We start from the raw sequence: 26,809 nt of genomic DNA on the forward strand, positions 1-26,809 counted from the left end.
GCTGCGCCGAAGATCCAATGTGTGCGGGCTTGCTCGCGAAAGCGGTATGTCAGCCAGCACATGCGGCGACTGACACTCCGCCTTCGCGAGCGAGCCCGCTCCCACACAAGCCCGCTGCCACAGGGATAGCGTTAGGCCGTGAGGATGCGTTCCAGGCCGACAAACGGGCACGCTTTCAGCAAGTCGCTGAGGCGTTGGCCGTCAGGCAATTGGAGGCTCTCGGGCTCCAGCTCGGCCAGCGGATACAGCACAAACGCCCGCACATGCATCTGGTAGTGCGGCACCTTCAGGCGCGGTTCGTCGATCAGGCGATCGCCAAACAGCAGGATATCCAGGTCGAGTGTGCGTGGGCCCCAACGCTCAAGGCGTTCGCGACCCTGGTCGTTTTCGATGGCCTGCAAGGCATCCAGCAGGTCCAGCGGCGCCAGGCTGCTGTCCAGGGCCGCAACCGCATTGGTATAGCGCGGCTGGCCCGGCAGTAGCGAATCACTTTGATAGAAGGCTGAAACGCCTGCGACGGTGGTGCCGGGCAATTGCCCCAGCGCTTGGATAGCGCTGCGCAATTGCTGGTCCGGGGCAGCCAGGTTGCTACCCATGCCGATGTAGATGCGCTCCACGGTTATTCGCCGGAGGCGTCGGCCGCACTACGCTTGCGCTTGCTGCCACTGCGACGACGTTTCTTCGGTGCTTCGCCATCGCCTTTGCTACCAAGCTCGCGAATCATGTCGCGGCGTTCGCTGTCGTTGGCGTCCTGGTAGTCGGTCCACCATTCGCCCAGGCCGTCGGTCTGCTCACCAGCGCTTTCACGCAGCAACAGGAAGTCATAGCCAGCGCGGAAGCGTGGGTTGTCCAGCAACAGGTCGGCGCGTTTGCCGCTGCGGCGCGGCAGGCGCTCCTGCATGTCCCAGATCTCGCGGATCGGCATGGTGAAGCGTTTTGGAATGGCGATACGCTGGCACTGCTCGGCGATCAGCTCGTGAGCCGCCTCCTGCATGGCCGGGATCGGCGGCATGCCGCGATCCTGCAGGCGCAATACGCGTTTTGGCAGGGCAGGCCACAACAGCGCGGCAAACAGGAACGCTGGGGTCACCGGCTTGTTCTGCTTGATGCGCAGGTCGGTGTTGATCAACGCCTCGCTGATCAGGGTGTGGGTGTAGGTCGGGTTCTGTTCCAGTGCCTCGGCGCTGGCCGGAAACAGTGGGTCGAACAGCTGCAGGTCCACCAGCATTTCGAAGGTGTCGGCGGCGTAGCCCGAGAGGAACAGCTTGAGCACTTCTTCGAACAGGCGCGCCGAAGGGATCTCCCGCAGCATGGGGGCCAGTTCGCGAATCGGTGCGGCGGTGTGCTTCTCGATACCGAAGTTCAGCTTGGCGGCGAAGCGTACGGCCCGCAGCATGCGCACCGGGTCTTCCTGGTAGCGCTGGGTCGGGTCGCCGATCAGACGGATCAGGTTGTTGCGAATGTCGTGTACGCCATTGGCGTAATCGAGGATGCGCTCGCTGACCGGGTCGTAATACAGGGCATTGATGGTGAAGTCGCGACGCTGCGCGTCTTCCTCCAGGGTGCCGTAGACGTTGTCGCGCAGGATGCGCCCGCTTTCGTTGCGGGAGGACTGATTGGTGTCTTCCTCATCATCGTTTTGCGGGTGACCGGCGCGGAAGGTCGCAACCTCGATGATTTCGCGACCGAAGTGGATGTGCACCAGCTTGAAACGACGGCCGATGATCCGCGCGTTGCGGAACTCGGCGCGTACCTGTTCAGGCGTGGCACTGGTGGCGACGTCGAAATCCTTGGGGGTGATATTGAGCAGCATGTCACGCACGCAGCCGCCGACCAGGTAAGCCTGGTAGCCGGCGTTCTGCAGGCGTTCGACGATATTCACCGCATAACGGCTGAATTGAGCGCGTTGCAGCGAATGCTGGCTGCTATTGAGCACTTCAGGCGTGCTGCGTTTGTGCTGCGTACGACGCAAGGGAGAACGGAATGACTGGAACAACTTCTTCAGCATGGGATGCACTGTTTGAAGGAATGTTCGGCCATAACGAAGAATGACCGCATGATGGGCGGGGATTCTAGCATTTAGTCAGGGGATGGTGTAGGAACAAGCTACAGGCCTTGCGCCATAAGCCTTGAAGGACTAAATCGCAGAAACTACAAGGGGAGCCGAAGCTCCCCCAGAAGTAGTTGCGTGCTCTATTTTTATTATTGGTTGCGGGCTTCTTGTTTTTGTTGATCGCCCTCGCCATGAAGCTTCACCTTCATGACACTCCCAATCGGGAGTCAAGAGCAAACGGATTGCTTTGGTCGCTGTGTTGCTGATCTACGATCCAACCAGTTCAGGCTCTGCCTTAGGGCAGTTTTTGTTGTTCTCGGCCTGGTTGCGGGGCAAGCCCCAAATGCAACGCCTCTCCAAAAGAATCAGTTAGCTGCGCCTCCGCCGTGTTGTTTTTGTTATGCGTGAGTCGATTCGTCTTATTTTTATTGTCTTGTACAAAGCTTGTTATTGTTTTTGTACTAAGCATATAGCAGGGTGCGTGCCAACTTTTGCGCCGCCCAATAAAACCGGGGGTTTTGGGCGGTTTAGGGTTTTTGACGGGCCAAAAAAAACCGGGGCTTCGTTACCGTAAGCCCCGGCTTTTGTTACGCAAAAAATCAGCGGTAACAGTTTTTTCACCTTTGAGAGTGTTACCTGTGGGGGAACACCCTCAACTCTCGCTGGCTACCCCGGTCTTGCGCCGTGGGATGCCCAGTCGTTGGCGACGTTCCCACAGGCACTTGCGGCTAACGCCCAATTTGCGCGCCAGCTCGGTCTCGGTCATGTGGTCCTGATGCTCAAGGACGAAGTGCTGGAAGTAGTCTTCCAGCGACAAGTCTTCCGTTGGCTCGTGGCTGGTATTGCTACCGCCGCCCTGTTGCGGGGCCAGGCCGATGAAGTCGTCGTCTTCCAGGTCACTCAGTTCGATATCGATGCCCAGCAGTTCGGCAGAGATTTCCGGGCTCTCCGACAGGATCACCGCACGCTCGACCGCATTCTCCAGCTCACGCACGTTACCTGGCCATGAGTAATGCCGAATCGCCTGTTCCGCGTCTGGGGCAAATTTGAGGTCGGTACGGTTGATGCGCGCGCTTTGACGCAGCAGGAACGCGTTGGCGATCTCGTTGACATCGGCGCCACGCTCGCGAAGGGCCGGCAGTTTCAGGGCGATCACATGCAGGCGGTAGTACAAGTCTTCACGGAACTGGCCGATCTTCGCCAGGCTCTTGAGGTCTCGGTGGGTGGCCGCGATCAGGCGCACATCAACCTTCTGTGATTGCACCGAGCCTACGCGGCGAATTTCGCCTTCCTGCAATACGCGCAACAGACGCGCTTGGGCTTCCAGGGGCAGTTCGCCGATTTCATCGAGAAACAGCGTGCCGCCGTCTGCTGCTTCCACCAGGCCTGCGCGCCCAGCGCTGGCGCCGGTAAACGCGCCTTTCTCGTGGCCGAACAATTCGGACTCGATCAAGGATTCCGGAATGGCTGCGCAGTTCACCGAAATCATCGGGGCCTTGGCGCGCTTGGACAAGTTATGCAGGGCGCGGGCTACCAACTCTTTACCGGTGCCCGACTCGCCCTGGATCAACACATTGGAATCGGTCGGCGCCACTTTGCGGATCTTGCTGTACAGGTCCTGCATCGGTGGGCAGGAGCCGATGATGCCAATCTCGCCGTTGCTGTTATCCACGCCCGGCTTGTCAGCGGCTTTGCTGGCGGGGCGCTGTTCGGCAGGTGCATTGCTGGCCGATTGACGGTCGCGCAGGATGCGCGCAACGGCCTGGAGCATTTCATCATGGTCGAAAGGCTTGGCGATGTAGTCCACCGCGCCCATCTTCATGGAGTCTACCGCCGAGCGCAGGCTGGCGTAGCTGGTCATGATCAGCACCGGAGTGCCCTGGCCCAGCTTGATCAGCTCGGTACCCGGTGCGCCCGGCAGACGCAGGTCGCTGACGATCAGGTCGAACGTGGGAATGCTGAAGCGCTCCTGGGCTTCCTGCACGGAGCCGGCTTCGCTGACCTGGTACTGATTACGTTCAAGCAGGCGACGCAAGGCAGAGCGGATAATGGTTTCGTCTTCGACGATCAAAATGTGCGGCATTGATTCAATTCTCTCGACGGTCTCAGTTCACAGCGGACGTCGCTTCGACATGACGCGGCAAGGTCACCCGAATACGGGTGCCGCGTTGGCTTTCGGTGTCAGCCGGGCTGTCGATGGTGATTTGTCCATAATGCTCTTCAACGATGGAATAGACCAGTGCAAGGCCCAGACCGGTACCTTCACCGGGGTCCTTGGTGGTGAAGAAGGGTTCGAACAATCGGTCCATGATGTTCTGTGGAATGCCGCTGCCTTCGTCTTCGACGATCAGGTCGACCGTGTGCTCGAAAGCCTCGGTCTTGACACGTACCGCGCCTCCGGCAGGGGTAGCGTCACGGGCGTTGGACAACAGGTTGATCAGCACTTGGGCCAGGCGTTGGGAGTCGCCATCGACCCAATGTTCGGGGTCGCACAAATTGAAGAACTGTACTTCGAAATTGCGCCGGTTCAAGGCCAGCAGCCCAATGGCATCCTGCGCCACTTCGGCCAGGCACACCGCTTCATCCTGATTTTGGTGGGCGCCGGCGTGGGCAAAACTCATCAGCGACTGCACGATGCGCGAAACGCGCTTGGTCTGTTCGAGGATCTGCCCGCTGATCTCGGTGATTTCGCCATCTTCTTCGCGCTCTTCGCGCAGGTTTTGCGCCAGGCACGCGATACCGGTGATCGGGTTGCCAATCTCATGGGCCACCCCCGCTGCCAGGCGACCAATGCTGGCCAGGCGCTCGGAGTGTACGAGTTTGTCTTCGAGCATCTGGGTTTCGGTCAGGTCTTCCACCAACAACACCAGGCCGCTGTTGCCAGGGGCGAGAGGTTCGTCGATGGCTGCCTTGTGCAGGTTAAGCCAGCGCGTCTGACCGTCGAGGGCCAGGTGTTGTTTGTGCAAATGCTCGTCGGGCAGGTTGATAAAACCTTGCAACAATTCTTTCCACGGTTCACCGAGGGTGTTCAGGCGTGAGCCCACCACCCGCTGCGCAGCAATGCCGGTGAGTTCTTCCATGGCCTTGTTCCACATCAGGATCTCCTGATCCTTGGCCAGGGAGCACACACCCATCGGCAACTCCTGCAACGTCTGGCGGTGGTAACGGCGCAGGGCATCGAGTTCGGCGGCAAGGCCGGTGAGGCGTGAGTGGTAATCCTCCAGACGGCTCTCGATGAAGTGGATGTCTTCGGTCACGTAGTTTTCGCCACCGGCCTTGTAGGGCAGGAAGGTTTCGACCATGTCCTGGGACACACTGGGGCCCATCAGGCCGGACAGGTTGGCTTCGATACGGTCACGCAGGCGGCGCAATGCGTAAGGGCGACGCTCGTCGAACGGGAGATAGAGGTCCCGTAGGGCCTGTTCGACTTCCTTTTGCGCAGCCTTGGCGCCCAAGGGTTTGGCCAGCTGTGTGGCGAACTCCTGGGGCGAAGCTGCGTGCAATTCGCGGCGTTGCGGGCGGCGCACGTTGTCTACCGCACAGGCTTCGGCGGCGCTGGTTTCTTCGGCGCTGGCGTTGGTGAACAGCGAGATCAGGGTGAACATCAGCACGTTGGCGGCCAGGGAGGCAATCGCCGCCATGTGCCAGCTGGTGTCGTCCAGCACGTAGATCATGTTCAGCAGCGGGATGTAGAAGCCCTGCAGGTTGCCGACCAGCGGCAGCAGCATGGTGACGATCCACACCAGGATCCCCGCCAGCAACCCCGCGATGAAACCCCGACGGTTGGCCGTTGGCCAGTACAAAACCGACAACACCCCCGGCAGGAACTGCAAGGTCGCCACAAACGCGACGATGCCCAGGTTGGCCAGGTCTTGTCCGGCGCCCAGCAGCAGGTAAAAACCGTAGCCGGCCATGATGATCGCAACGATCAACGCCCGGCGTGTCCATTTCAGCCAACGGTAGATATTGCCTTCTGCCGGAGGCTGGTACAGCGGGAGCACCAGGTGGTTGAGCGCCATGCCTGATAGCGCCAGGGTGGTGACGATGATCAACCCGCTGGCCGCTGAAAGCCCGCCGACATACGCCAGCAGCGCCAGGGCCGGGCTGTTGGCCGCGATGCCGATCCCCAGGGTGAAGTACTCGGGGTTGGTGGTAGCGCCCAACTTCAAACCGGCCCACAGGATCAGCGGCACCGCCAGGCTCATCAACAGCAGGAACAGCGGCAGGCCCCAGCTGGCGCTGACCAGGGAGCGCGGGTTGAGGTTTTCGGTGAAGGTCATGTGGTACATGTGCGGCATCACGATGGCCGAGGCAAAGAACACCAGCAGCAGCGTGCGCCATGGGCCTTCTTGCAACGGTGTGTGCAGCGCGGCGAGGGCGGTCTGGTTTTGCAGCAACCACAGTTCCAACTGTTGCGGACCGTCGAACACGCCATAGAGCGCGTAAAGGCCGACGCCGCCGATGGCGATCAACTTGATCACCGACTCGAAGGCAATCGCGAAGACCAGGCCTTCATGTTTTTCGCGGGTGGCGATATGGCGCGAGCCGAAGAAAATGGTGAACAAGGTGATCAGCGCGCAGAACGCCAGGGCGACACGATGCTGCACGGGTTCGCGGGTGAGGATGCTGATGGAATCGGCCACAGCCTGAATCTGCAACGCCAGCAACGGCAGCACGCCGATCAGCATGAACACCGTGGTCAGTGCGCCCGCCCAGGTGCTGCGAAAACGGAAGGCGAACAGGTCGGCCAGGGACGACAGTTGATAGGTGCGGGTGATTTTCAGGATCGGGTACAGCAGCACCGGCGCCAGCAGGAACGCGCCGGATACCCCGAGGTAGCTGGAGAGAAAGCCATAGCCGTACTGATAGGCCAGGCCCACCGTGCCATAAAATGCCCAGGCACTGGCATAGACGCCAAGGGACAAGGTGTAGGTCAACGGATGGCGAATGATCGCCCGTGGAATCATTCCACGCTCACTGATCCAGGCTACTGCGAACAACGCGGCCAGGTAGGCGGCGCTGATCAACAGCATCTGGGTGAGACTAAAGCTCATCGGCATCTTTTTGGCTCTGCAGGATGAATGTCACGACGATCAGGATCAGCCACAGCAGATAGGGGCGATACCAGGCGCCCGTGGCGTCGATCCACCAATCCATGATGGCGGGGGAAAACAGGTAGATCCCGACGACCAGCAGCAGGACCAATCGATAGATGTACATGTTGGCCTCTGATTGAAAAACTGCCGCGATGGTAACGGATGGCTGGCAAGCTGCAAGCGCCTTCAGCTCAATTGCGCTTCGGCCAGGGTGAGTGTGCGGGGGATCTTGGTTGCATCCCAATGGGCAATGCCCCAATCCAGCAGTTCCCGCGGGCTGGCGTGCAGCAATTCGCTGCCGGGTTGCTGGCCAAGGGCGCGCAAGGCTCTTAACAGCAAAGGCGTGGCCTGGTCGGGTGTCAACGGCGGGGAGCGATAGGATTTGCCCAGCTTGTTGCCATCCGGCTGGATGATCAGTGGCACATGCAGATAGCGCGGTTGGCGCAGGCCCAGCAGTTCCTGCAGGTAGAGCTGGCGGGGCGTGGAGTCGAGCAGGTCGGCGCCGCGCACGATATCGGTGACGCCTTGCCAGGCATCGTCGAGGATCACGGCGAGTTGATAGGCGTAGAGGCCGTCTCGGCGACGGATGACGAAGTCGCCTACATCGCGGCCCAGGTGCTGTCGGAATTCGCCCTGTACACGGTCGGTAAAGTGATATTCCAGTTCCGGTACACGCAAACGGATGGCGGCGTCTTGCTGATCGTGACCGGCGTTGCGACACAGGCCAGGGTAGATCCCGTTATAGGCTTCCAATTGCTTGCGTGAACAGGTGCACGCGTAGGCCAGGCCATGGTTGAACATATCGTTCAGCACTTTGGCGTAGGCGTCATGCCGCTCGCTTTGTCGGACCAGTTCCCCGTCCCACTCAAAACCGTAGCTTTCAAGGGCGTGCAGAATCGCCGCCTGGGCGCCGGGCTCTTCACGGGGAGGGTCGAGGTCTTCCATGCGCATCAGCCAGCGGCCATGATTGGCGCGGGCATCGAGGTAGGAGGCGAGGGCGGCGACCAGGGAGCCAAAATGCAAGTGGCCGCTGGGCGTAGGGGCGAAACGCCCGATATAGGTAGAGGCTGTCATGGGCCGGATACTACTGGAAAATCGGTAAACGCCAGAAACAAAAATGGGGCGTTGGTACGCCCCATTCGTTCAGCTCGGAAGGATTACTTGCCGACCTGTTTTTCCTTGATTTCAGCCAAGGTCTTGCAGTCTACGCAGAGGTCCGCGGTAGGGCGGGCTTCCAGGCGACGGATACCGATCTCGACGCCGCAGGATTCGCACCAGCCGTATTCTTCGTCTTCGATCAGTTGCAGCGTCTTGTCGATTTTCTTGATCAGCTTTCGCTCGCGATCGCGGGCACGCAGTTCGAGGGCGAATTCCTCTTCCTGGCTGGCACGGTCGGCCGGGTCCGGGAAGTTGGCGGCTTCGTCCTTCATGTGGTCAACCGTGCGGTCGACTTCCTGCATCAAGTCCTGCTTCCACTGCTTCAGGATTTTGGAGAAGTGCTCGCGCATGGGCTTGCCCATGTATTCCTCACCCTTGGACTCAACGTAGGGTTGGAAACCGCTGATGCTCTGTTGCTTTGCTTGGGTGGACATGAATAGACCGCCTCTCACTCTTCTAATCCATTGCGCAGGATTGCAACGTCACCGACACCTGCCGGCCCTGCGGCTGCAAGCGGGCGAACTTACCAGATAGATTCGGGGTGCGCCACTCCCGGTTGTCGAGGCCCATGCCGTCTGGGTCGCAAACAGAAGCGCCCCGTCGTGGCTGGGTATGAAAGGTCTCGAATGTTGATTTTAGTCGTTTTGCCAGCGCTTGCCCGAACCGCACAGGTAGCCGGGCAGGCAATAGAACATGTTTTAGCGCGCCGGTTCGGTAGAATCCTGATTTTGTCCTCACCGTTAAGGAAGGCTAATGGCCAAGCCCTACAGTGCGCGCAGTCGCGCCATCGAACCTTTTCATGTCATGGCGTTGCTGGCGCGTGCCAACGAGCTGCAGGCCGCCGGCCATGATGTGATCCATCTGGAGATCGGCGAGCCGGATTTCACCACCGCCGAACCGATCATCCAGGCCGGTCAGGCGGCGCTGGCCAATGGCAAGACGCGTTACACCGCAGCCCGTGGCCTGCCCGAGTTGCGTGAGGCGATCAGTGGTTTTTATCAGCAGCGCTACGGGCTGAACGTTGACTCCGAGCGCATCCTGATCACGCCGGGCGGTTCCGGTGCTTTGTTGCTGGCCAGCAGCCTGCTGGTGGACCCTGGCAAGCACTGGTTGCTGGCCGACCCTGGCTACCCGTGTAATCGTCATTTCCTGCGGCTGGTGGAAGGGGCGGCGCAACTGGTGCCAGTAGGGCCGGACGTGCGCTACCAATTGAACGCCGAGCTGGTGGCCAAGCATTGGAACCAAGACAGCGTGGGCGCACTGGTGGCATCCCCGGCCAACCCCACTGGCACCCTCCTGACGCGCGATGAGTTGGCCGGGCTATCGAGCGCTATCAAGGCGCGCGATGGGCACTTGGTGGTAGACGAGATTTACCACGGCCTCACCTACGGCACCGACGCGGCGAGCGTGCTGGAAGTGGACGATGACGCCTTCGTTCTAAATAGTTTTTCTAAGTATTTCGGCATGACCGGCTGGCGCCTGGGTTGGCTGGTGGCGCCTCCCGCCGCAGTCGGAGAGTTGGAAAAGCTGGCGCAAAATCTCTATATCAGTGCGCCCAGCATGGCTCAGTACGCAGCGCTGGCCTGTTTTGAGCCGCAGACCCTAAGCATCCTGGAAGCGCGCCGCGCGGAATTCGGCCGTCGACGCGACTTCCTGCTGCCGGCATTGCGTGAACTGGGCTTCGGCATCGCCGTCGAGCCGGAGGGGGCGTTTTATTTGTACGCCGATATCAGCCAGTTCGGCGGCGATGCCTTCGCGTTCTGCCAGCATTTCTTGGAAACCGAGCATGTCGCCTTTACGCCGGGTCTGGACTTCGGCCGCCATCAAGCCGGCCACCATGTGCGGTTTGCCTACACGCAAAACCTTGATCGGCTCCAGGAAGCGGTTGAACGAATTGCCCGTGGCTTACGGAGTTGGCAAGGCTGATGCGTTTTAATCCTCCCCTCGAAGAAGCGCGCTTGATTCGTCGATATAAGCGTTTTCTGACCGATATCGAGACCGTTAGCGGCGAGTTGTTGACGATTCACTGTCCGAATACGGGCTCGATGCTCAACTGCATGGTGGAAGGCGGGCAGGTTTGGTTCAGTCGCTCCAATGACCCCAAGCGCAAGTTACCCGGCACCTGGGAAATTGCCGAGACCCCCCAAGGGCGCCTCGCGTGCGTGAACACGGCGCGGGCCAATCAGTTGGTCGAGGAGGCGTTGCGCGCGGGGGTGATCGCTGAACTCAATGGCTTCACTGCGCTGAAGCGCGAGGTACCTTATGGCCAGGAGAATAGTCGCATCGATTTCCGCCTGGATTACCCAGACGGCTCAGCTTTTGTCGAAGTCAAAAGCGTGACCCTGGGCTTTGACGGCACCACCGTGGCAGCCTTCCCAGATGCGGTGACCCAGCGCGGTGCCAAGCACCTGCGGGAATTGGCCCATCTGGCACGCGACGGGGTGCGCGCGGTGCAGTTGTATTGCGTCAACCTCTCTGGAATTGAGGCGGTACGCCCGGCCGTGGAGATTGACGCCGGTTACGCCGCTGCTTTACGTGAGGCCAAGGCGGCCGGTGTGCAAGTGTTGGCCTACGGCGTACGGGTAACGCCCGAAGAGGTGGTGGTTGAGCGTCGCTTGGACGTGCTGCTCGACTAGAGCTCTACCCACAGACCCTGCGCATCTTCTCGACCGGGCAAGGCCCTGAGGCTTTGCCCGGCGCAGGGGCCGGCGATGCACTCGCCGCTTTCGATCAGGAACAGGGCACCGTGGGTGGCGCACTGGATCAGGCTGGCGCTTGAGTCCAGAAATTGGTTGGCTTGCCATTCCAGTGGAATGCCGCGATGGGGGCAGCGGTTGATATAAAAGTAGGCAACACCGTCCCGGCGTACCGCCAACAATTTGCAACCATCGATTTCAAAACCCAGGCTGCTGCCTGGCGCAAGGCTGTCGGAGGGGCAGAGAAACTTCATTTCGATCCTTAAGTGCCTTGACGTTCAAATGCAAACAATTATCAAATGCCGGCTTCGCCCGTCGGCTGATCGGGCGCTCAATACGATGCGCGGCAGGGGTTATCTGTCACATCAGTGAGCGCTTGAGCGGCCCTGCCCTTGGAAGGAAACCCTGTTATGCGCCTGAGTGCCAGCGCTATTGCGCTTGTTGCCTTACTGCTGGTCAACCCTGGGGTGCATGCCTCTGAACTGCCACAGCGCTGGGTCAGTGCCGGTGGGGCGCTGTCGGAGTGGGTGACGGCCTTGGGCGGGGAGTCGAAGTTGGTGGGGGTCGACACCACGAGTCAGCATCCGGAGTCGCTCAAGGCATTGCCGAGCATTGGCTATCAGCGGCAGTTGTCGGCCGAGGGCATCCTGAGCTTGCGCCCGCAGGTGCTGGTGGGGACCGAGGAAATGGGGCCGCCGCCGGTGCTGGCGCAAATCCGTAGCGCGGGGGTGCAGGTGGAGATGTTCTCCGCGCAGCCGGATCTGTCCACGCTCAAAGGCAACCTCCAGCACCTGGGCAAGCTATTGGGCAGCGAGGCGAAGGCCGACGAATTGTTTGCCGGATATGAGCAGGCGCTCGATCAGCAAAAAAACTGGGTGGCCAAGGCTCAGTCCGCGCAAAAGGCACCAGGTGTTTTGCTGTTGCTCGGGCATGCAGGCGGAAAACCGCTGATCGCCGGCAAAGACACGGCAGCCGACTGGATGTTGCAGAAAGCCGGCGGGCATAACCTGGCTACCCACAGCGGTTACAAGCCGTTTTCGGTGGAATCGTTGGCGGGGTTGAGCCCGGATGTACTGGTGTTTGCCGACCGTGCCCTGACCGGCGATGCGGCGCGTGCTGCCTTGTTCAAAGAAAACCCGATCCTGGCCTCGACACCGGCCGCCAAGAGTGGGCGGGTCATTGAGTTGGACCCGACGCTGTTGGTGGGTGGGCTGGGGCCGCGTCTGCCGCAAAGCCTTGTAAAGCTGTCTGCCGGTTTTTATCCGTCCCAGGCTAACCCCAACCCATGACCACTTTGGTTAAACCGCGCACGTTGTTTATTGGGCTGGCGCTGTTATGCGTGCTGGCGATCTGGCTTTCATTGGCCTTGGGGCCGGTCAGCCTGCCGTTACTGGACACACTCAAGGTTGCCTTGCGCATGATGGGGGCGCCCATTGACGCTCAAGGGTTGGAGCAGGCAGAGCTGATCCTGGGGCAGATCCGCTTGCCGCGCACCTTGCTGGGGTTGGCGGTAGGTGGTGTGCTGGCGTTGTCGGGTGTGGCGATGCAGGGGTTGTTTCGCAACCCGTTGGCGGATCCGGGATTGGTTGGGGTGTCCAGTGGTGCGGCGCTGGGGGCCGCGATTGCGATTGTCGGCGGGTCGTATGTTGGCGGTTTGCCGGAGGCGCTCGGGCCATATCTTCTTTCGTTGTGTGCGTTTCTGGGTGGCCTGGGCGTGACGGCGCTGGTCTATCGACTGGGGCGACGCCATGGCCAGACCAATGTCGCGACAATGTTGCTCGCTGGCATTGCCCTTACAGCGCTTGCCGGTTCGGCGGTGGGGCTGTTCACCTATCTGGCGGATGACGCGACCCTGCGTACCCTGGCGTTCTGGAACCTGGGCAGCCTCAATGGTGCCAGCTACTCGCGGCTATGGCCCTTATTGCTGGTGAGTGCCGGTGTTGCCCTGTGGTTGCCGCGTCGGGCCAGGGCGTTGAATGCCTTGCTGCTTGGCGAGTCCGAGGCCAATCACCTCGGGGTTGATGTAGAAGGCGTCAAGCGCGAGTTGGTGTTTTGTACGGCGCTGGGAGTGGGCGCAGCAGTGGCGGCGGCGGGCATGATTGGTTTTGTGGGGCTGGTGGTGCCGCACCTGGTGCGGTTGCTGGCGGGGCCGGATCATCGGGTGCTGCTGCCGGCCTCCGTGTTGGCGGGGGCGAGCTTGTTGCTGTTGGCCGACTTGGTTGCGCGGCTCGCTTTGGCGCCGGCGGAACTGCCCATCGGGATTGTCACTGCGTTTATCGGTGCGCCGTTTTTTCTTTACCTGTTGTTGCGGGGGCGTGCCTGATGCTGCGTGTGGACGATCTGCAGATACGTCGTGGACGCAAAACCGTGCTGGCGGATGTCACGCTCGACCTGTTGCCCGGCGAGGTGCTCGGCGTGCTGGGCCCCAATGGCGCGGGCAAGAGCACCTTGCTGGGGGCATTGAGCGGTGAGCTGGCTCCTCACCAAGGCAAGGTGTGGCTGGACCAGTGCGAGCTGAGCCAATGGAGCGGCGCTCAGCGGGCGCAACGCCTGGCGGTGCTGCCGCAAACATCGACGCTGGACTTCGCTTTCCGCGTTGAAGAGGTGGTGGGCATGGGGCGCCTGCCTCATCAGACGGGGCGTGTGCGCGACGAGGCAATTATCCACGCGGCGTTGCAGGCGGCAGATGTCGGGCACTTGAGTGGTCGCAGCTACCTGGCGTTGTCGGGCGGTGAGCGTCAGCGAGTGCACCTGGCGCGGGTGCTGGCGCAGTTATGGCCGGGTGAGGCGGGGCAGACGTTGCTCTTGGATGAGCCGACGTCGATGCTGGATCCCTTGCATCAGCACACAACCTTGCAGGCTATCCGCACATTTGCTGATCGAGGGGCGGCGGTGCTGGTGATTCTTCACGACCTGAATCTGGCGGCGCGTTACTGTGATCGAATTCTGCTGCTTGAGCAGGGGCGCCCCCATGCCTTGGACACACCTGAGCACGTCATGCGCCCTGAGTCGTTGAAGGCGGTGTTCGGGTTGGAAGTCTTGGTACAACCCCATCCGGAGCGTGGGCATCCGTTAATCATTGCGCGCTGATCGGGCGTTTTATGAACGGTTTTCTGCAGGCAAAAAAAGACCCGGCAAAAGCCGGGTCAAATAACCGTGATTAGCCTGATGAGGAGATAATCTGAGAGTCCGAACCAATGGTCTTTCAGTTATCGGCTGATCTCGCGACCAGTTGTGATAATCATAACGATTCTCATTTGAGAGTCAACAGTTGTTTTTGCACGAAGTTCTGGTTTTCTCAAACGGTTGCTCGCAAGTCCTGCTGGTATTGGGTTTGGTCGCTGATCTAATTTTTTTGACGGGCCGAAATAGCGTCTAGTTGACGGTTCAATGCTTCCTTGCGTTCGGCAGGGATGTCATTCCAATGCACATCCATCAAAGCCCCCTCGATTGCATACAGCAGCACTTTCGATGCCCGGAACCCGCGTGTGCGTACGGCTCGGTAGGCATCGACCGCTCCCAGGCGACGCAGGTCGGACGCACTGTGGATGCCCACCGCATGCAGCCACTGTGCTGACGTCTTGCCGAGGTTTTTCAGGTGTTGCAGCTCATCGTTCATCAAGCCTCCTTGCGACGGCCGAATGGTGCGGTGGGTATCGTGACCAGGCAAGCCTGAAAAGGAGTGTAGCGCTCAGTAGGAAAAGCGTGGTTCTTTGGTCAGAAGCGGCTTAAAAGCTTATAAGAATGGCGCGGGGATTTTGACGGCGGGGGCGTGCGACAGCCCCGGCGCGCTTGACGAGAGCCGGGGCAGAAGCCGCACGGATTACTTGGTGCGATAGCGCAGACGGGTACCGAAATTGACCGACATCAGGATTTCGTCGGCTGTCAGCTCAGGCGGGAAGTAGGTGCCCGAGATCTGCGCATGGGCCAGGCTGGCGCCTTCCAGCGAGCAGTCGCGCAAGTCCAGGCCGCGCAAGTCGGTGGAGCGGAAGTACGCATCAGTGAAGTCGACGCCGGAGGCGTTCAGCTCCCGCAAGTCCAACCCTCGGAAGTCGCCACCGCGCATGTCGATGGTGCCGTCTTTGGGGCGTTCCTGGTTGAAGCCGCGGATGTCGTCCTTGTGCAGGAGCGAGTAGAGCGGGGTATCAAGAAGCTTGGGCTGACTCATGACGGCGACTCCTGTTGGTTTTATGACGCCATTATAGTGCCACTATTGCTCGGTCGTGCGCCTAAAGTAGACGACACGACCAAGAAATTTTTCTTACAGGCCCGGCAGGCATTGCCGTATGTGGGCCACCAGCGCATCAAGAGTCCCGCTTTCATTGGTCTCGACGCGTTTGCTGAGGAGTAGCTCCTCGGCGGTGAGTGGCTCCCGATTGGCCTGTTGCTCTTCGATAACGGCCAATGTGGCGTCGGAAGGATCGTTTTTATCCGCCTGACGTTGTGCCAGCCAGCTGGCAATAACGGCTTGAGGCGCGTTGCAGTCCAGAATCAGGAACGGAGCCCCCGTGGCTTCGGCCACTTTAGCTGCGGCGTCGCGCTGTACGCGTTTCAGGAAGGTGGCATCCAATACCACTGGGAAGCCTGCACGCAGCACGGTACCGGCGATTTCATTCAAGCGCGCATAGGTGGCAGCGCTAGCGTCTGCAGCATAGATACCCGCCTGTGGCGTGTTCTCAACCTGTTGCTCGCCGAACAGGCGCTTGCGCTCTACATCCGAGCGCAGGCGCACGGCCCCCAGCGCCTCCACCAGGCGCATGGAGACCTGGCTTTTGCCAACCGCCGAAACGCCGTGGGTAATTGCCAGGAAGCGCGAAGGGATAACGCTGTAGCTTTCTGCCAGGTTGGCGTAGTTGCGGTACTGGCGCAGGCTGGTGGCGCGTTGCACCGGGCTTGCATCGCCCGGCATGCTGAACAGCGCGATCTTGGCGCGCACCAGTGCACGGTACGCTTTATAGAAGTTCAGCACTTCCAGGCCCTGATAGTCGCCGGTCAGTTCCAGGTATTGGCTGATGAAACGCCGCGCCAGGGACTTGAGGCCACGGTCTTCAAGGTCCATGGCCAGGAAGCCGGTGTCGGCGTACACGTCAGTGAAGCGAAACGGCTCGTTGAACTCGATGCAGTCGAAGATCACGACCTTGCCGTCGATCAGCGTGATGTTGCCCAGGTGGATATCACCATGGCATTCGCGAGTGAAACCATCCAGCTTACGCTGCGCCAGCAGGGGCTTGAGGCGCTCGAAGCTGCTTTCGGCCCAGGCTTGCAGGGCTTCGAGTTGGACCAGGTCGGCCTTGTCGCTGAGGAAGGGGCGAATCTGATCGAAGTTCTGCCGTACCGGTGCCATCACTTCGTCCGGAGTTCCCGCCGGGTGATCCTGCGGCACTTTGGGTGCGTTGAGGTGGAAGTGCGCGATCTGCTTGGCCATTTCATCAATATGCGCGCTGGTCACCTCGCCATTGGCTTGTAAGGTGCTGAGCAATTGGCTTTGCGGGAACTGGCGCATTTTCAGCGCGTATTCGATCACCGGGCCTTCGCCACCCAATTGCGGCGCGTCGGCAGTGCCGGTTACTGGCAACACTTCAAGATACAAATCTTCAGTCAGGCGCTGGTTGAGGCGCAGTTCTTCCCGGCAGAAGTGGCCGCGGTCTTCCAGGGAGGTGAAGTCCAGGAAGCCGAAGTTCATCGGTTTCTTCAATTTGTACGCGTAGGGGCCGGTCAGGATGACCCAGGAAATATGGGTTTCGATGACGTGGAACGCTTCAACCGGATGCGGGTACAAAGCCGGGTTTTGCAAGGCTGCGATCAGGGACTGGCTCACGGGCGATCCTTCAGAGTCTGGGGAAAATCATGGCGGGCATTATGGCTGCTCAAGCCTGCTGTGCAAACCGCTGTCCGGCTCATGTTGATCATCAATAAAGTGCGTATAATCCGCCGCCATGACTCGAACCCGATCTCCCCGTACCCGTAAAAAACCTCCTTCCCGCGGCCTGCGCCCGTGGCTGGGCTGGGCGTTGAAGCTCAGCCTGGTTGGCCTTGTGGTCCTCGCCGGCTTCGCGGTGTACCTCGACGCTGTGGTCCAGGAGAAGTTCTCCGGCAAGCGCTGGACCATTCCTGCCAAGGTGTATGCACGCCCGCTGGAATTGTTCACCGGCCAGAAACTGAGCAAGGATGACTTCCTTACCGAACTCGACGCCCTGGGCTATCGCCGCGAACCCGTGAGCAATGGCCCGGGCGCGGCGGCCGTCAGCGGCAATACCGTCGACTTGAATACCCGCGGCTTCCAGTTCTACGAAGGCCTGGAAAAAGCCCAGCCTGTGCGCGTACGGTTCTCCGGCGACTACGTGGCTGAGCTGTCGTCGCTCAATGGTTCCAAGCTGCCCGTCGTGCGCCTGGAACCCTTGATGATCGGCGGCATTTACCCGAAAAACCTTGAAGATCGCATCCTGATCAAACTTGATCAGGTGCCACCGTACCTGCTCGAAACCCTGGTCGCGGTAGAAGATCGCGACTTTTATCATCACTGGGGCGTTTCGCCGAAGTCGATTGCCCGCGCAGTCTGGGTCAACACCTCGGGCGGCAAGATGACCCAGGGCGGCAGCACGCTCACGCAACAATTGGTCAAGAACTTCTACCTGACCAATGAGCGCAGCCTGACCCGTAAACTCACCGAAGCCATGATGGCGATGCTGCTGGAGATGCACTACAGCAAGCAGGAGATCCTCGAGGCGTACCTCAACGAGGTGTTCGTCGGCCAGGATGGCCAGCGCGCGGTGCACGGTTTCGGCTTGGCCAGCCAGTTCTTCTTTGGCCAGCCGCTGTCTGAACTGAAGTTGCATCAGGTTGCGTTGCTGGTGGGCATGGTCAAGGGGCCGTCCTACTACAACCCGCGTCGCAACCCCGAGCGTGCGCTGGAACGCCGTAACCTGGTGCTGGACGTGCTTGAGCAGCAGGGCGTGGCCACGGCTGAGCAAGTCGCCGCAGCGAAAAAGATGCCATTGGGCGTCACCACGCGCGGCAAGCTCGCGGACAGTTCCTTCCCAGGCTTTATCGACCTGGTCAAACGCCAGTTGCGTGAAGACTACCGCGACGAAGACTTGACCGAAGAAGGCCTGCGGATCTTCACCAGCTTCGACCCGATCCTGCAGATGAAAGCCGAGGCGTCGGTCAACGACACCTTCAAGCGCATGACAGGACGCAAAGGCTCCGACGAAGTTGAAGCGGCCATGGTCGTGACCAACCCGGAAACTGGTGAAGTCCAGGCCCTGGTGGGGAGCCGTCTGGCCAGTTTTGCCGGTTTCAACCGTGCGCTGGACGCAGTGCGGCCGATAGGTTCGTTGGTCAAGCCGGCGGTTTACCTGACTGCGTTGGAAAAACCGAGCAAATACACCCTGACCAGTTGGCTGTCCGATGATCCGTTGTCGGTCAAGGGGGGCGATGGTCAGGTCTGGACGCCGCAGAACTTCGATCGCCGTTCCCATGGCACCGTATTCCTGTACCAGGGGTTGGCGCATTCCTACAACATTTCCACTTCACGCCTCGGGCTCGAAGTGGGCGTGCCGAATGTGCTGAAAACTCTTGGGCGATTGGGCATCACTCGGGAGTTCCCGGCCTTCCCGTCGATCCTGCTGGGGGCTGGCGCAATGACGCCGATGGAAGTCGCCACCATGTACCAGACCCTTGCCAACGGCGGTTTCAATACGCCGATGCGCGGGATCCGCAGTGTATTGACTGCCGAGGGCGAGCCCCTCAAGCGTTACCCGTTCCAGATCCAGCAACGGTTCGACGCGGGCTCGATCTACCTGATCCAGAACGCCATGCAGCGCGTGATGCGTGAAGGTACGGGTAGCTCGGTCTATAAAGTCTTGCCTTCCAACCTGACGTTGGCAGGCAAGACAGGTACCAGTAACGACTCGCGCGACAGTTGGTTTGCAGGTTTTGGCCAGGATGTGCTGGCGGTGGTGTGGATGGGCCGTGATGACAACGGCAAGACGCCGTTCACCGGTGCGACCGGTGCGCTGCAGGTCTGGACCAGTTTCATGCGCAAGGCAGATCCGTTGCCGCTGAACATGCCGCAGCCAGACAACATTGTGCAGGCCTGGATTGATCCGCACACAGGGCAGGGCTCGGATGCCAACTGTCCGGGCGCCGTGCAGATGCCGTATATTCGCGGCAGCGAGCCGCCACCCGGTGCGGCGTGCGGCGGCAGTGCGCCAGCCGACGCCGAATCGGTGATGGATTGGGTCAAGGGCTGGATGAATTAAGCAAAGAGGGTTTCATGTGAACAAGTGGTTGTTTCCAGCTATTACAGCTCTGGCTTTGCTCAATGGTTGCGCCAGCGTGCAGCGCGGCTCAATTCCCGTGGTGGATTCGAGCACCGCTGTCTCCAATAACGACCGGATCTCGGCCAATGGCGGGTTCCGTCAAACCGTGACCAATCGCCCTGCCCAGGCCAAGGCTCAGGCCGTGCCACAGGATTCTGGCGTGGTGGTGATGGTGCCGGGCGGTGGTGCAGCGACCTCGGCGCCGATCAGTGCCGAGCCGTGGACCCCAGGACCAAGCACCTCGGGGCCGATTGATTCCACGCCAATTCAAACGGCGCCAATCAATCAAGGCACCTACAACGTGCCGTCGACGCCGAGCGGCATTCCATCGTCGTCCAACTCCGGAGGCCTGTCGGCTGACGAGCAATTGGACGGTCCGGTCCTGGCCCTGCTGACCACCGCCCAGCAACAGCAGGCCGGTGGCGACCTGAACGGTGCCTCGTCGAGTCTGGAACGTGCCCAGCGTGTTGCCCCCCGCGAACCGCAGGTTCTGTATCGCCTGGCCCAGGTGCGCATGGCCCAGGGCGATGCGCCACAAGCGGAGCAGTTCGCCCGTCGTGGCTTGACCCTGGCCAACGGTCGCCCTGACCTGCAAGCCAACCTGTGGGCCTTGATCGGTGATGCCCGTGCTGCGCAAGGCGATGCTGCCGGTGCCGCCCAGGCGCGGCAAAAAGGCAAGGTTACCTACTGATGGATGTGCGCTTTCCTGCCATTGCCGAGCAGTTGTTGCTGATCGAGCGCGAATTGCGTGTACAGGGCTGGTGGGACGAAGTGTCCCCCAGTGCCGAAGCGCTCAGCAGTGTCGAGCCCTTTTCGGTAGATACCCTGGACTTCCATCAATGGTTGCAATGGATCTTCCTGGTGCGCATGAAGCAGATTCTTGAACAGGACCTGCCGCTGCCCAACGCTTCGGGGATTCTGGAGATGGCCGAGATGGTCTACGCCGACCGCCCGCGCGAGAGCCTTGGCTTGCGTAATGCGCTGAAAAAGTTCGACCAACTGATCGTCGACGCTCGTTAATTGCCTGACTGTCGGGTTTTCCGGCAGTCTTGCGCACATTTCTACCGCTTGACGACATTCAGGCGAGTTTTATCCCTCCTCAAAGCCCTTTCTTCTACGTTCTCATGCGCTTACTTGGAAAAAAGCGCAATTATTACTTGACTTGAAGGGCGTGAAACAGAAGAATCCAAAGTCCGCTGTATCGGGACTGCCAGAAGCAGGCCCGCTCAGCAGATCATGAGGCGCACATCCGCGCCGACCTGTTACACCCGCAACGCGTTACCTCGCGCTGGGTGGGAAAAGCCCGCAACACTTGGGACGATCCCAATACTTGCTCAGTCAGTGCTGACGTAGTCGGCGACCACCGTCGCTCATGCTCTGTTGAGAAGTAAACCTATTAAGACCCGTCGGTTTTCAACGGACGGTATTCTGGCGTTTTAGAGGTGAACAACGTGGAGCTTTTATCTGGCGGTGAGATGCTCGTCCGCTTTTTGCGTGACGAAGGCGTCGACTATATCTACGGGTACCCAGGTGGTGCTCTGCTGCATGTCTACGACGCATTGTTCAAGGAACCGGCTGTTACCCACATCCTGGTTCGCCATGAACAAGCTGCAACCCATATGGCTGACGGTTATGCCCGTGCCACCGGTAAAGCCGGTGTGGTACTGGTGACGTCCGGCCCAGGCGCAACCAATGCCATTACCGGCATCGCGACTGCGTATATGGACTCCATTCCGATGGTGATCATTTCTGGCCAGGTGGCAAGCACCATGGTCGGTACCGATGCATTCCAGGAAACCGACATGATCGGTATCTCCCGGCCGATCGTGAAACACAGCTTCATGATCAAGCACGCGTCGGAAATTCCGGAAGTCATGAAAAAGGCCTTCTACCTTGCACAGTCCGGTCGCCCGGGTCCTGTGGTGGTCGATATCCCGAAAGACATGACCAACCCGGCGGAAAAATTCGAATACGTCTTCCCCAAGAAAGCCAAGCTGCGTTCCTACAGCCCGGCTGTTCGTGGGCACTCGGGCCAAATCCGCAAAGCGGCAGAAATGCTGTTGGCGGCCAAGCGTCCAGTGCTCTACTCGGGTGGCGGCGTGATTCTGGGCGGTGGTTCTGCTCCCCTGACCGAACTGGCCAAGCTGCTCAATCTGCCGGTGACCAATACCCTGATGGGCCTCGGCGCATTCCCGGGTTCGGACCGTCAGTTCGTCGGCATGCTCGGTATGCACGGTAGCTACACCGCCAACCTGACCATGCACCACGCCGACGTGATCCTGGCCGTGGGTGCGCGTTTCGATGACCGGGTGATCAACGGCGCGAGCAAGTTCTGCCCGAATGCCAAGATCATCCATATCGACATCGACCCGGCATCCATCTCCAAGACCATCAAGGCCGACGTGCCGATTGTAGGTCCTGTGGAAAGCGTATTGACCGAAATGGTCGCTGCGCTCAAGGACATCGGCGAAACGCCGAACAAGGAATCCGTTGCCAGTTGGTGGAAGCAGATCGACGAATGGCGTGGTGATCGCGGCCTGTTCCCTTACGACAAGGGCGACGGCAGCATCATCAAGCCACAAACCGTGATCGAGACCCTGTGCGAAGTGACCAAGGGCGACGCCTTTGTGACCTCCGACGTGGGCCAGCACCAGATGTTCGCCGCGCAGTACTACAAGTTCGACAAGCCTAACCGCTGGATCAACTCCGGCGGCCTGGGCACGATGGGCTTTGGTTTCCCTGCGGCCATGGGCGTGAAACTGAGCTTCCCGGACACCGACGTGGCGTGCGTCACCGGTGAGGGCAGCATCCAGATGAACATCCAGGAGCTGTCGACGTGCCTGCAGTACGGCCTTCCGGTGAAGATCGTCTGCTTGAACAACGGCGTGCTGGGTATGGTTCGCCAGTGGCAGGACATGAGCTACGGTAGCCGTCACTCCCATTCCTACATGGAATCGCTGCCGGATTTCGTCAAGTTGGTTGAAGCCTATGGCCATGTCGGCATTCGCATCACCGATTTGAAAGATCTGAAGCCGAAGATGGAAGAGGCGTTCGCCATGAAGGACCGCCTGGTGTTCATCGATATTCAGGTGGATACCAGCGAGCACGTCTACCCGATGCAGATCAAAGACGGCTCTATGCGCGACATGTGGCTGAACAAGACGGAGCGTACTTAATCATGCGGCACATTATCTCCCTGCTTCTGGAGAACGAACCCGGCGCTCTGTCCCGTGTTGTCGGCCTGTTTTCGCAACGCAACTACAACATCGAAAGCCTCACCGTGGCGCCGACCGAAGACCCGACGCTGTCGCGTTTGACGCTGACCACCGTGGGCCACGATGAGGTGATCGAGCAGATCACCAAGAACCTCAACAAGCTGATCGAAGTGGTCAAGCTGGTCGACCTGTCGGAAAGTGCCCACATCGAGCGTGAGCTGATGCTGGTCAAGGTCAAGGCCACGGGTGCCCAACGTGCCGAGATCAAGCGCACTACCGATATTTATCGCGGGCAGATCGTCGATGTGAGCGCCAGCGTTTATACCGTTCAACTGACCGGTACAAGCGACAAGCTGGACAGCTTCATCCAGTCGATCGGGACGGCCTCGATTCTGGAAACGGTACGCAGTGGTGTCACCGGGATTGCCCGTGGCGACAAAGTACTCAGCATCTAAACCAAATTAGCGAATGGCCTTACGGCCTGGATATATAGAGGAACCTCATGAAAGTTTATTACGATAAAGATTGTGACCTGTCGATCATCCAGGGCAAGAAAGTCGCCATTATCGGCTACGGCTCCCAGGGTCACGCACAAGCTTGCAACCTGAAAGATTCCGGCGTTGACGTGACTGTTGGCCTGCGCAAAGGCTCGGCCACTGTTGCCAAGGCTGAAGCCCACGGCCTGAAAGTGACTGACGTTGCTTCTGCTGTTGCTGCTGCCGACCTGGTCATGATCCTGACCCCGGACGAGTTCCAGTCTGCGCTGTACAAAAACGAAATCGAACCGAACATCAAGAAGGGCGCTACCCTGGCCTTCTCCCACGGCTTCGCCATTCACTACAACCAGGTTGTGCCGCGCGCCGACCTCGACGTGATCATGATCGCGCCGAAGGCTCCTGGCCACACCGTACGTTCCGAATTCGTTCGCGGCGGCGGCATTCCTGACCTGATCGCGATCTACCAGGACGCTTCGGGCAATGCCAAAAACGTAGCACTGTCCTACGCTGCTGGCGTCGGTGGCGGCCGTACCGGCATCATCGAAACCACCTTCAAGGACGAGACCGAAACCGACCTGTTCGGCGAACAAGCCGTTCTGTGCGGCGGTACCGTTGAGCTGGTCAAAGCCGGTTTCGAAACCCTGGTTGAAGCTGGCTATGCGCCAGAAATGGCCTACTTCGAATGCCTGCACGAACTGAAACTGATCGTTGACCTCATGTACGAAGGCGGTATCGCCAACATGAACTACTCGATCTCCAACAACGCCGAATACGGTGAGTACGTGACTGGCCCGGAAGTTATCAACGCCGAGTCTCGTCAGGCTATGCGCAACGCCCTGAAACGTATTCAGGACGGCGAATACGCCAAAATGTTCATCACCGAAGGTGCTACCGGCTACCCTTCGATGACCGCCAAGCGTCGTAACAACGCCGCTCACGGTATCGAAGTGATCGGCGAGGAGCTGCGCTCCATGATGCCGTGGATCGGTGCCAACAAGATCGTCGACAAAGCCAAAAACTAAGTCGTACGTCTCAAGGAAAAACGCGGCCTAGGCCGCGTTTTTTCGTTTGGGGGGCGGGTTCTGGTATAAAGCTGCATCGTTTGCGGGCGAACACTGGCCGCAAGTACCTGTCGAATTTTTTTCACACCGTTGCAAGGTAAAGTCCATGAGCGAACGTCCCGAAGAGCCAAACCAGGCCTCTGACGCCGAAAGCCTGCTACCGATCGATGAGCATGTCGAAGAAGGGCATGACGCGGAAGGCCGCAAGGTCCGGCATCGTGGCATCTATCTTCTGCCCAACCTGTTCACCACGGCGAACCTGTTTGCCGGCTTTTATTCAATCATCAACTCCATGAGCGCTCAAAGTGCGTTGGCGGCGGGGGATGCGGTAAGTGCCAGCAAATACTTCGGGTTTGCCGCTATCGCTATTTTCGTCGCCATGGTGCTCGATGGCCTTGATGGTCGCGTGGCGCGCATGACCAATACCCAGAGCGCGTTTGGTGCCGAGTACGACTCGTTATCGGACATGGTCGCGTTTGGCGTTGCACCTGCTCTGCTGGCGTTTGCCTGGGCGCTGGGTGATATGGGCAAAGTTGGCTGGATGGTTGCCTTCATCTATGTGGCGGGCGCTGCTTTGCGTTTGGCTCGCTTCAATACGCAGGTGGGTACAGCCGACAAGCGTTACTTCATCGGCTTGGCCAGTCCGGCTGCGGCGGGTGTCGTGGCGGGTATCGTCTGGGCATTCAGTGACTACGGTATCCAGGGCTCGAAGATGTCGTTCCTGGTGGCCTTGATGGTTGCGGCCGCGGGAATGCTGATGGTCAGTAATATCAAGTACAACAGCTTCAAGGAGCTGGATTTGAAAGGGCGTGTGCCTTTCGTGGCGATCCTTGCGGTTGTCCTGGTGTTCGCAGTGGTCTTCAGTGACCCACCGCGGATCCTGCTGCTGGCATTCTTGGTTTATGCGGCTTCCGGCCCAGTGCAATATTTACTGCATCTGCGTCGGGACAAAACATTGCCTTAATGTAATTTCCCCCATACTCCGCAGTCTATTGGTGCATCAGTTCTCCAATGCCGCGGAGTTGCCATGTTAATCAAATTGCCAAAAGCGTCCGATTGCCACGAATCGGATGTCACGCCTGAATCCCTCTATTTCTCTCGTCGCCGTCTGCTCGGTGGTGCGCTTGCTGGCATTGCCGCCAGTAGCTTGCCGCATTGGGCCAGTGCAGAGGAAGCCTCTCGTTATGCCGATGTCGAGCCAGGCAAGGCGCCGAGCTGGTTTGCCCAGAAGCTGCCGGAAACCAAATGGCAGGCTGTGACGGTAAGCGGAGAGGCTATCACCCCCTTCAAAGATGCGACCCACTACAACAATTTTTACGAATTCGGCACTGACAAGGCTGATCCCGCTGCGAATGCGGGGGCACTCAAGACTGAGCCGTGGAGTGTGGTAATCGATGGAGAGGTTGCGAAGCCTGGGCGTTATGCCCTCGAGGACTTCATGAAGCCTTACCAATTGGAGGAGCGGATCTATCGTTTGCGCTGTGTCGAGGCGTGGTCGATGGTCATTCCTTGGATTGGGTTCCCTATTTCTGCCTTGCTCAAGCAAGTCGAGCCGACCTCCAAAGCGAAATACATCCGGTTTGAAACGTTGCAGGATCCCAAGAGCATGCCCGGTCAGCGTTCGAGCTTCGGCCTGATTGATTGGCCTTATGTAGAAGGCTTGCGTTTGGATGAGGCGATGAATCCATTGGCGATCCTTGCCGTGGGGATGTATGGGCGCGAATTACCCAATCAGAATGGCGCACCGTTGCGCCTGGTGGTGCCGTGGAAGTATGGCTTCAAGAGCGTCAAGTCCATCGTGCGGATCAGCCTTGTGAGTGAGCAACCGAAAACCACTTGGCAAAGCATCGCGGCGAATGAGTATGGCTTCTATGCGAATGTGAACCCTACCGTCGATCACCCTCGCTGGACGCAGGCGCGGGAGCGCCGTTTGCCGAGCGGTTTGTTCAGTCCCAATGTGCGTGAGACGCAGATGTTCAATGGCTACTCGGATGAAGTGGCATCTCTATATACCGGTCTGGATCTACGGAAAAACTATTGATGCGTTATCCGATCTGGCGCATTGGCGTCTTTATAGCAGCCGCCGTGTGGCCGCTGTTTTGGCTATATGAGGCGTGGAACTCGGTCCTGGGGCCTGATCCTGGGAAAGTGCTGGTTGATCGGTTGGGGCTTGGAACGTTGATCCTGCTGCTGATCACGTTGGCAATGACGCCGCTACAGAAGCTGAGCGGTTGGGCGGGGTGGATAGCGGTACGTCGCCAATTGGGGTTGTGGTGCTTTGCTTATGTCGTACTGCACTTGGCGGCTTATTGTGTGTTTGTTCTTGGGCTGGATTGGTCGCAGTTGGGCGTAGAGTTGCGCAAGCGGCCTTATATCATCGTGGGCGCACTGGGTTTTCTCTCGCTGCTGGTATTGGCAGTTACGTCTAATCGCTACAGTCAGCGTCGATTGGGGGGGCGATGGAAGAAGCTGCATCGATTGGTATATGTGATTCTGGGGCTAGGCCTACTGCATATGTTGTGGATCGTGCGTGCTGATCTGAAGGAGTGGGCGATCTATGCATCTATAGGTGTGCTGCTGCTGGCCCTGCGACTACCGCCCGTGATGCGCCGCATCCCAAGGCTTATCGCCAAAAAATAACCTTCTGCAACAAAATCAGAATTAAAGGTTGACGGCAGATTCTGGAAGCCTATAATTCGCCCCACTTCCGGA

25 protein-coding genes are annotated in these 26,809 nt (G+C 59.4%); 14 read left to right on the forward strand and 11 right to left on the reverse strand.

The window, feature by feature from the left end; all coding sequences use genetic code 11:
- Nucleotides 1-131: 131 nt before the first annotated feature.
- From folK to dksA, 7 genes are all read right to left on the reverse strand, one after another.
- The gene (gene folK / locus DYL59_RS19240) at nt 132-617 is read right to left on the reverse strand and encodes a 2-amino-4-hydroxy-6-hydroxymethyldihydropteridine diphosphokinase (RefSeq protein WP_135290580.1); all 486 of its coding nucleotides are present in this window, start codon (nt 615-617) and stop codon (nt 132-134) included.
- A 2-nt stretch (nt 618-619) separates the two neighbouring features.
- Complete coding sequence (locus tag DYL59_RS19245; protein WP_135290581.1) at nt 620-2,008, reverse strand: polynucleotide adenylyltransferase PcnB; 1,389 nt, start codon at nt 2,006-2,008, stop codon at nt 620-622.
- 697 nt (nt 2,009-2,705) lie between these two features.
- Complete coding sequence (locus DYL59_RS19250; protein WP_135290582.1) at nt 2,706-4,136, reverse strand: sigma-54-dependent transcriptional regulator; 1,431 nt, start codon at nt 4,134-4,136, stop codon at nt 2,706-2,708.
- A 22-nt stretch (nt 4,137-4,158) separates the two neighbouring features.
- Nucleotides 4,159-7,113 (reverse strand): sensor histidine kinase, encoded by a 2,955-nt coding sequence (locus tag DYL59_RS19255; protein WP_167496695.1) that lies wholly within the window; start codon nt 7,111-7,113, stop codon nt 4,159-4,161.
- Nucleotides 7,097-7,273, reverse strand: a complete 177-nt coding sequence (locus DYL59_RS19260; protein WP_003176118.1) for a hypothetical protein — start codon at nt 7,271-7,273, stop codon at nt 7,097-7,099. The genes DYL59_RS19255 and DYL59_RS19260 overlap by 17 nt, the downstream gene beginning before the upstream one ends.
- A 62-nt stretch (nt 7,274-7,335) precedes the next feature.
- Nucleotides 7,336-8,223: a tRNA glutamyl-Q(34) synthetase GluQRS gene (gene gluQRS / locus DYL59_RS19265; RefSeq protein ID WP_135290584.1), complete on the reverse strand. Its 888-nt coding sequence runs from the start codon at nt 8,221-8,223 to the stop codon at nt 7,336-7,338.
- Nucleotides 8,224-8,306: 83 nt separating this feature from the next.
- The gene (gene dksA, locus DYL59_RS19270; RefSeq protein WP_005791430.1) at nt 8,307-8,741 is read right to left on the reverse strand and encodes an RNA polymerase-binding protein DksA; all 435 of its coding nucleotides are present in this window, start codon (nt 8,739-8,741) and stop codon (nt 8,307-8,309) included.
- Between the two features lie 319 nt (nt 8,742-9,060).
- Here dksA and DYL59_RS19275 point away from each other — a divergent pair, with 319 nt between their 5' ends.
- Both DYL59_RS19275 and sfsA read left to right on the forward strand, forming a co-directional pair.
- Nucleotides 9,061-10,233: a pyridoxal phosphate-dependent aminotransferase gene (locus DYL59_RS19275; RefSeq protein ID WP_135290585.1), complete on the forward strand. Its 1,173-nt coding sequence runs from the start codon at nt 9,061-9,063 to the stop codon at nt 10,231-10,233.
- Nucleotides 10,233-10,943, forward strand: a complete 711-nt coding sequence (gene sfsA / locus DYL59_RS19280; RefSeq protein WP_135290586.1) for a DNA/RNA nuclease SfsA — start codon at nt 10,233-10,235, stop codon at nt 10,941-10,943. Before DYL59_RS19275 ends, sfsA begins: the two co-directional genes overlap by 1 nt.
- Here the strand turns inward: sfsA and DYL59_RS19285 are convergent.
- Nucleotides 10,940-11,257: a Rieske (2Fe-2S) protein gene (locus tag DYL59_RS19285; protein ID WP_135290587.1), complete on the reverse strand. Its 318-nt coding sequence runs from the start codon at nt 11,255-11,257 to the stop codon at nt 10,940-10,942. The genes sfsA and DYL59_RS19285 overlap by 4 nt on opposite strands.
- Nucleotides 11,258-11,413: 156 nt before the next feature.
- Between DYL59_RS19285 and DYL59_RS19290 the strand changes: the two genes are divergently transcribed.
- The 3 genes from DYL59_RS19290 to DYL59_RS19300 are packed head-to-tail and all read left to right on the forward strand — an operon-like array spanning nt 11,414 to nt 14,093.
- On the forward strand, nt 11,414-12,292 hold the full coding sequence (locus DYL59_RS19290; RefSeq protein WP_135290588.1) for a heme/hemin ABC transporter substrate-binding protein: 879 nt from the start codon (nt 11,414-11,416) through the stop codon (nt 12,290-12,292).
- Between the two features lie 50 nt (nt 12,293-12,342).
- Nucleotides 12,343-13,326: a FecCD family ABC transporter permease gene (locus DYL59_RS19295; protein WP_167496696.1), complete on the forward strand. Its 984-nt coding sequence runs from the start codon at nt 12,343-12,345 to the stop codon at nt 13,324-13,326.
- The gene (locus tag DYL59_RS19300) at nt 13,326-14,093 is read left to right on the forward strand and encodes a heme ABC transporter ATP-binding protein (RefSeq protein WP_135290590.1); all 768 of its coding nucleotides are present in this window, start codon (nt 13,326-13,328) and stop codon (nt 14,091-14,093) included. Before DYL59_RS19295 ends, DYL59_RS19300 begins: the two co-directional genes overlap by 1 nt.
- A 256-nt stretch (nt 14,094-14,349) precedes the next feature.
- On the opposite strand, the gene DYL59_RS19305 is transcribed toward DYL59_RS19300, so the two are convergent.
- The 3 genes from DYL59_RS19305 to DYL59_RS19315 form a co-directional block, all read right to left on the reverse strand.
- Nucleotides 14,350-14,622 carry a TfoX/Sxy family protein gene (locus tag DYL59_RS19305; protein ID WP_010562703.1) on the reverse strand — a complete coding sequence of 91 codons (273 nt, stop codon included), beginning with the start codon at nt 14,620-14,622 and terminating at the stop codon, nt 14,350-14,352.
- Between the two features lie 204 nt (nt 14,623-14,826).
- Nucleotides 14,827-15,171 carry a pentapeptide repeat-containing protein gene (locus DYL59_RS19310; protein WP_135290591.1) on the reverse strand — a complete coding sequence of 115 codons (345 nt, stop codon included), beginning with the start codon at nt 15,169-15,171 and terminating at the stop codon, nt 14,827-14,829.
- Between the two features lie 93 nt (nt 15,172-15,264).
- Nucleotides 15,265-16,821 (reverse strand): bifunctional aminoglycoside phosphotransferase/ATP-binding protein, encoded by a 1,557-nt coding sequence (locus tag DYL59_RS19315; protein WP_135290592.1) that lies wholly within the window; start codon nt 16,819-16,821, stop codon nt 15,265-15,267.
- 118 nt (nt 16,822-16,939) lie between these two features.
- Between DYL59_RS19315 and mrcB the strand changes: the two genes are divergently transcribed.
- The 9 genes from mrcB (at nt 16,940) to msrQ (ending at nt 26,737) form a co-directional block, all read left to right on the forward strand.
- Entirely contained in the window at nt 16,940-19,264 is a 2,325-nt protein-coding gene (gene mrcB / locus DYL59_RS19320; RefSeq protein WP_135290593.1) for a penicillin-binding protein 1B, read from the forward strand.
- Between the two features lie 16 nt (nt 19,265-19,280).
- A complete protein-coding gene (locus tag DYL59_RS19325) occupies nt 19,281-20,015 on the forward strand; it encodes a tetratricopeptide repeat protein (protein WP_135290594.1) in 735 nt (244 codons plus the stop codon).
- Nucleotides 20,015-20,344, forward strand: a complete 330-nt coding sequence (locus DYL59_RS19330) for a YqcC family protein (protein ID WP_135290595.1) — start codon at nt 20,015-20,017, stop codon at nt 20,342-20,344. The genes DYL59_RS19325 and DYL59_RS19330 overlap by 1 nt, the downstream gene beginning before the upstream one ends.
- 431 nt (nt 20,345-20,775) lie before the next feature.
- Nucleotides 20,776-22,500: an acetolactate synthase 3 large subunit gene (locus DYL59_RS19335; protein ID WP_105523504.1), complete on the forward strand. Its 1,725-nt coding sequence runs from the start codon at nt 20,776-20,778 to the stop codon at nt 22,498-22,500.
- Nucleotides 22,501-22,502: 2 nt separating this feature from the next.
- Nucleotides 22,503-22,994, forward strand: coding sequence for an acetolactate synthase small subunit (gene ilvN / locus DYL59_RS19340; protein WP_003176102.1), 492 nt, complete (start codon nt 22,503-22,505; stop codon nt 22,992-22,994).
- Between the two features lie 47 nt (nt 22,995-23,041).
- Entirely contained in the window at nt 23,042-24,058 is a 1,017-nt protein-coding gene (gene ilvC, locus DYL59_RS19345) for a ketol-acid reductoisomerase (protein ID WP_135290596.1), read from the forward strand.
- A 145-nt stretch (nt 24,059-24,203) separates the two neighbouring features.
- The gene (gene pssA, locus DYL59_RS19350) at nt 24,204-25,061 is read left to right on the forward strand and encodes a CDP-diacylglycerol--serine O-phosphatidyltransferase (RefSeq protein WP_124527730.1); all 858 of its coding nucleotides are present in this window, start codon (nt 24,204-24,206) and stop codon (nt 25,059-25,061) included.
- 63 nt (nt 25,062-25,124) lie between these two features.
- Entirely contained in the window at nt 25,125-26,138 is a 1,014-nt protein-coding gene (gene msrP, locus DYL59_RS19355; protein ID WP_135290597.1) for a protein-methionine-sulfoxide reductase catalytic subunit MsrP, read from the forward strand.
- Nucleotides 26,138-26,737, forward strand: coding sequence for a protein-methionine-sulfoxide reductase heme-binding subunit MsrQ (gene msrQ, locus DYL59_RS19360; RefSeq protein ID WP_135290598.1), 600 nt, complete (start codon nt 26,138-26,140; stop codon nt 26,735-26,737). Before msrP ends, msrQ begins: the two co-directional genes overlap by 1 nt.
- Nucleotides 26,738-26,809 lie beyond the last annotated feature (72 nt).

The organism is Pseudomonas kairouanensis (assembly GCF_004682055.1).
Classification (GTDB): Bacteria; Pseudomonadota; Gammaproteobacteria; order Pseudomonadales; family Pseudomonadaceae; genus Aquipseudomonas; species Aquipseudomonas kairouanensis.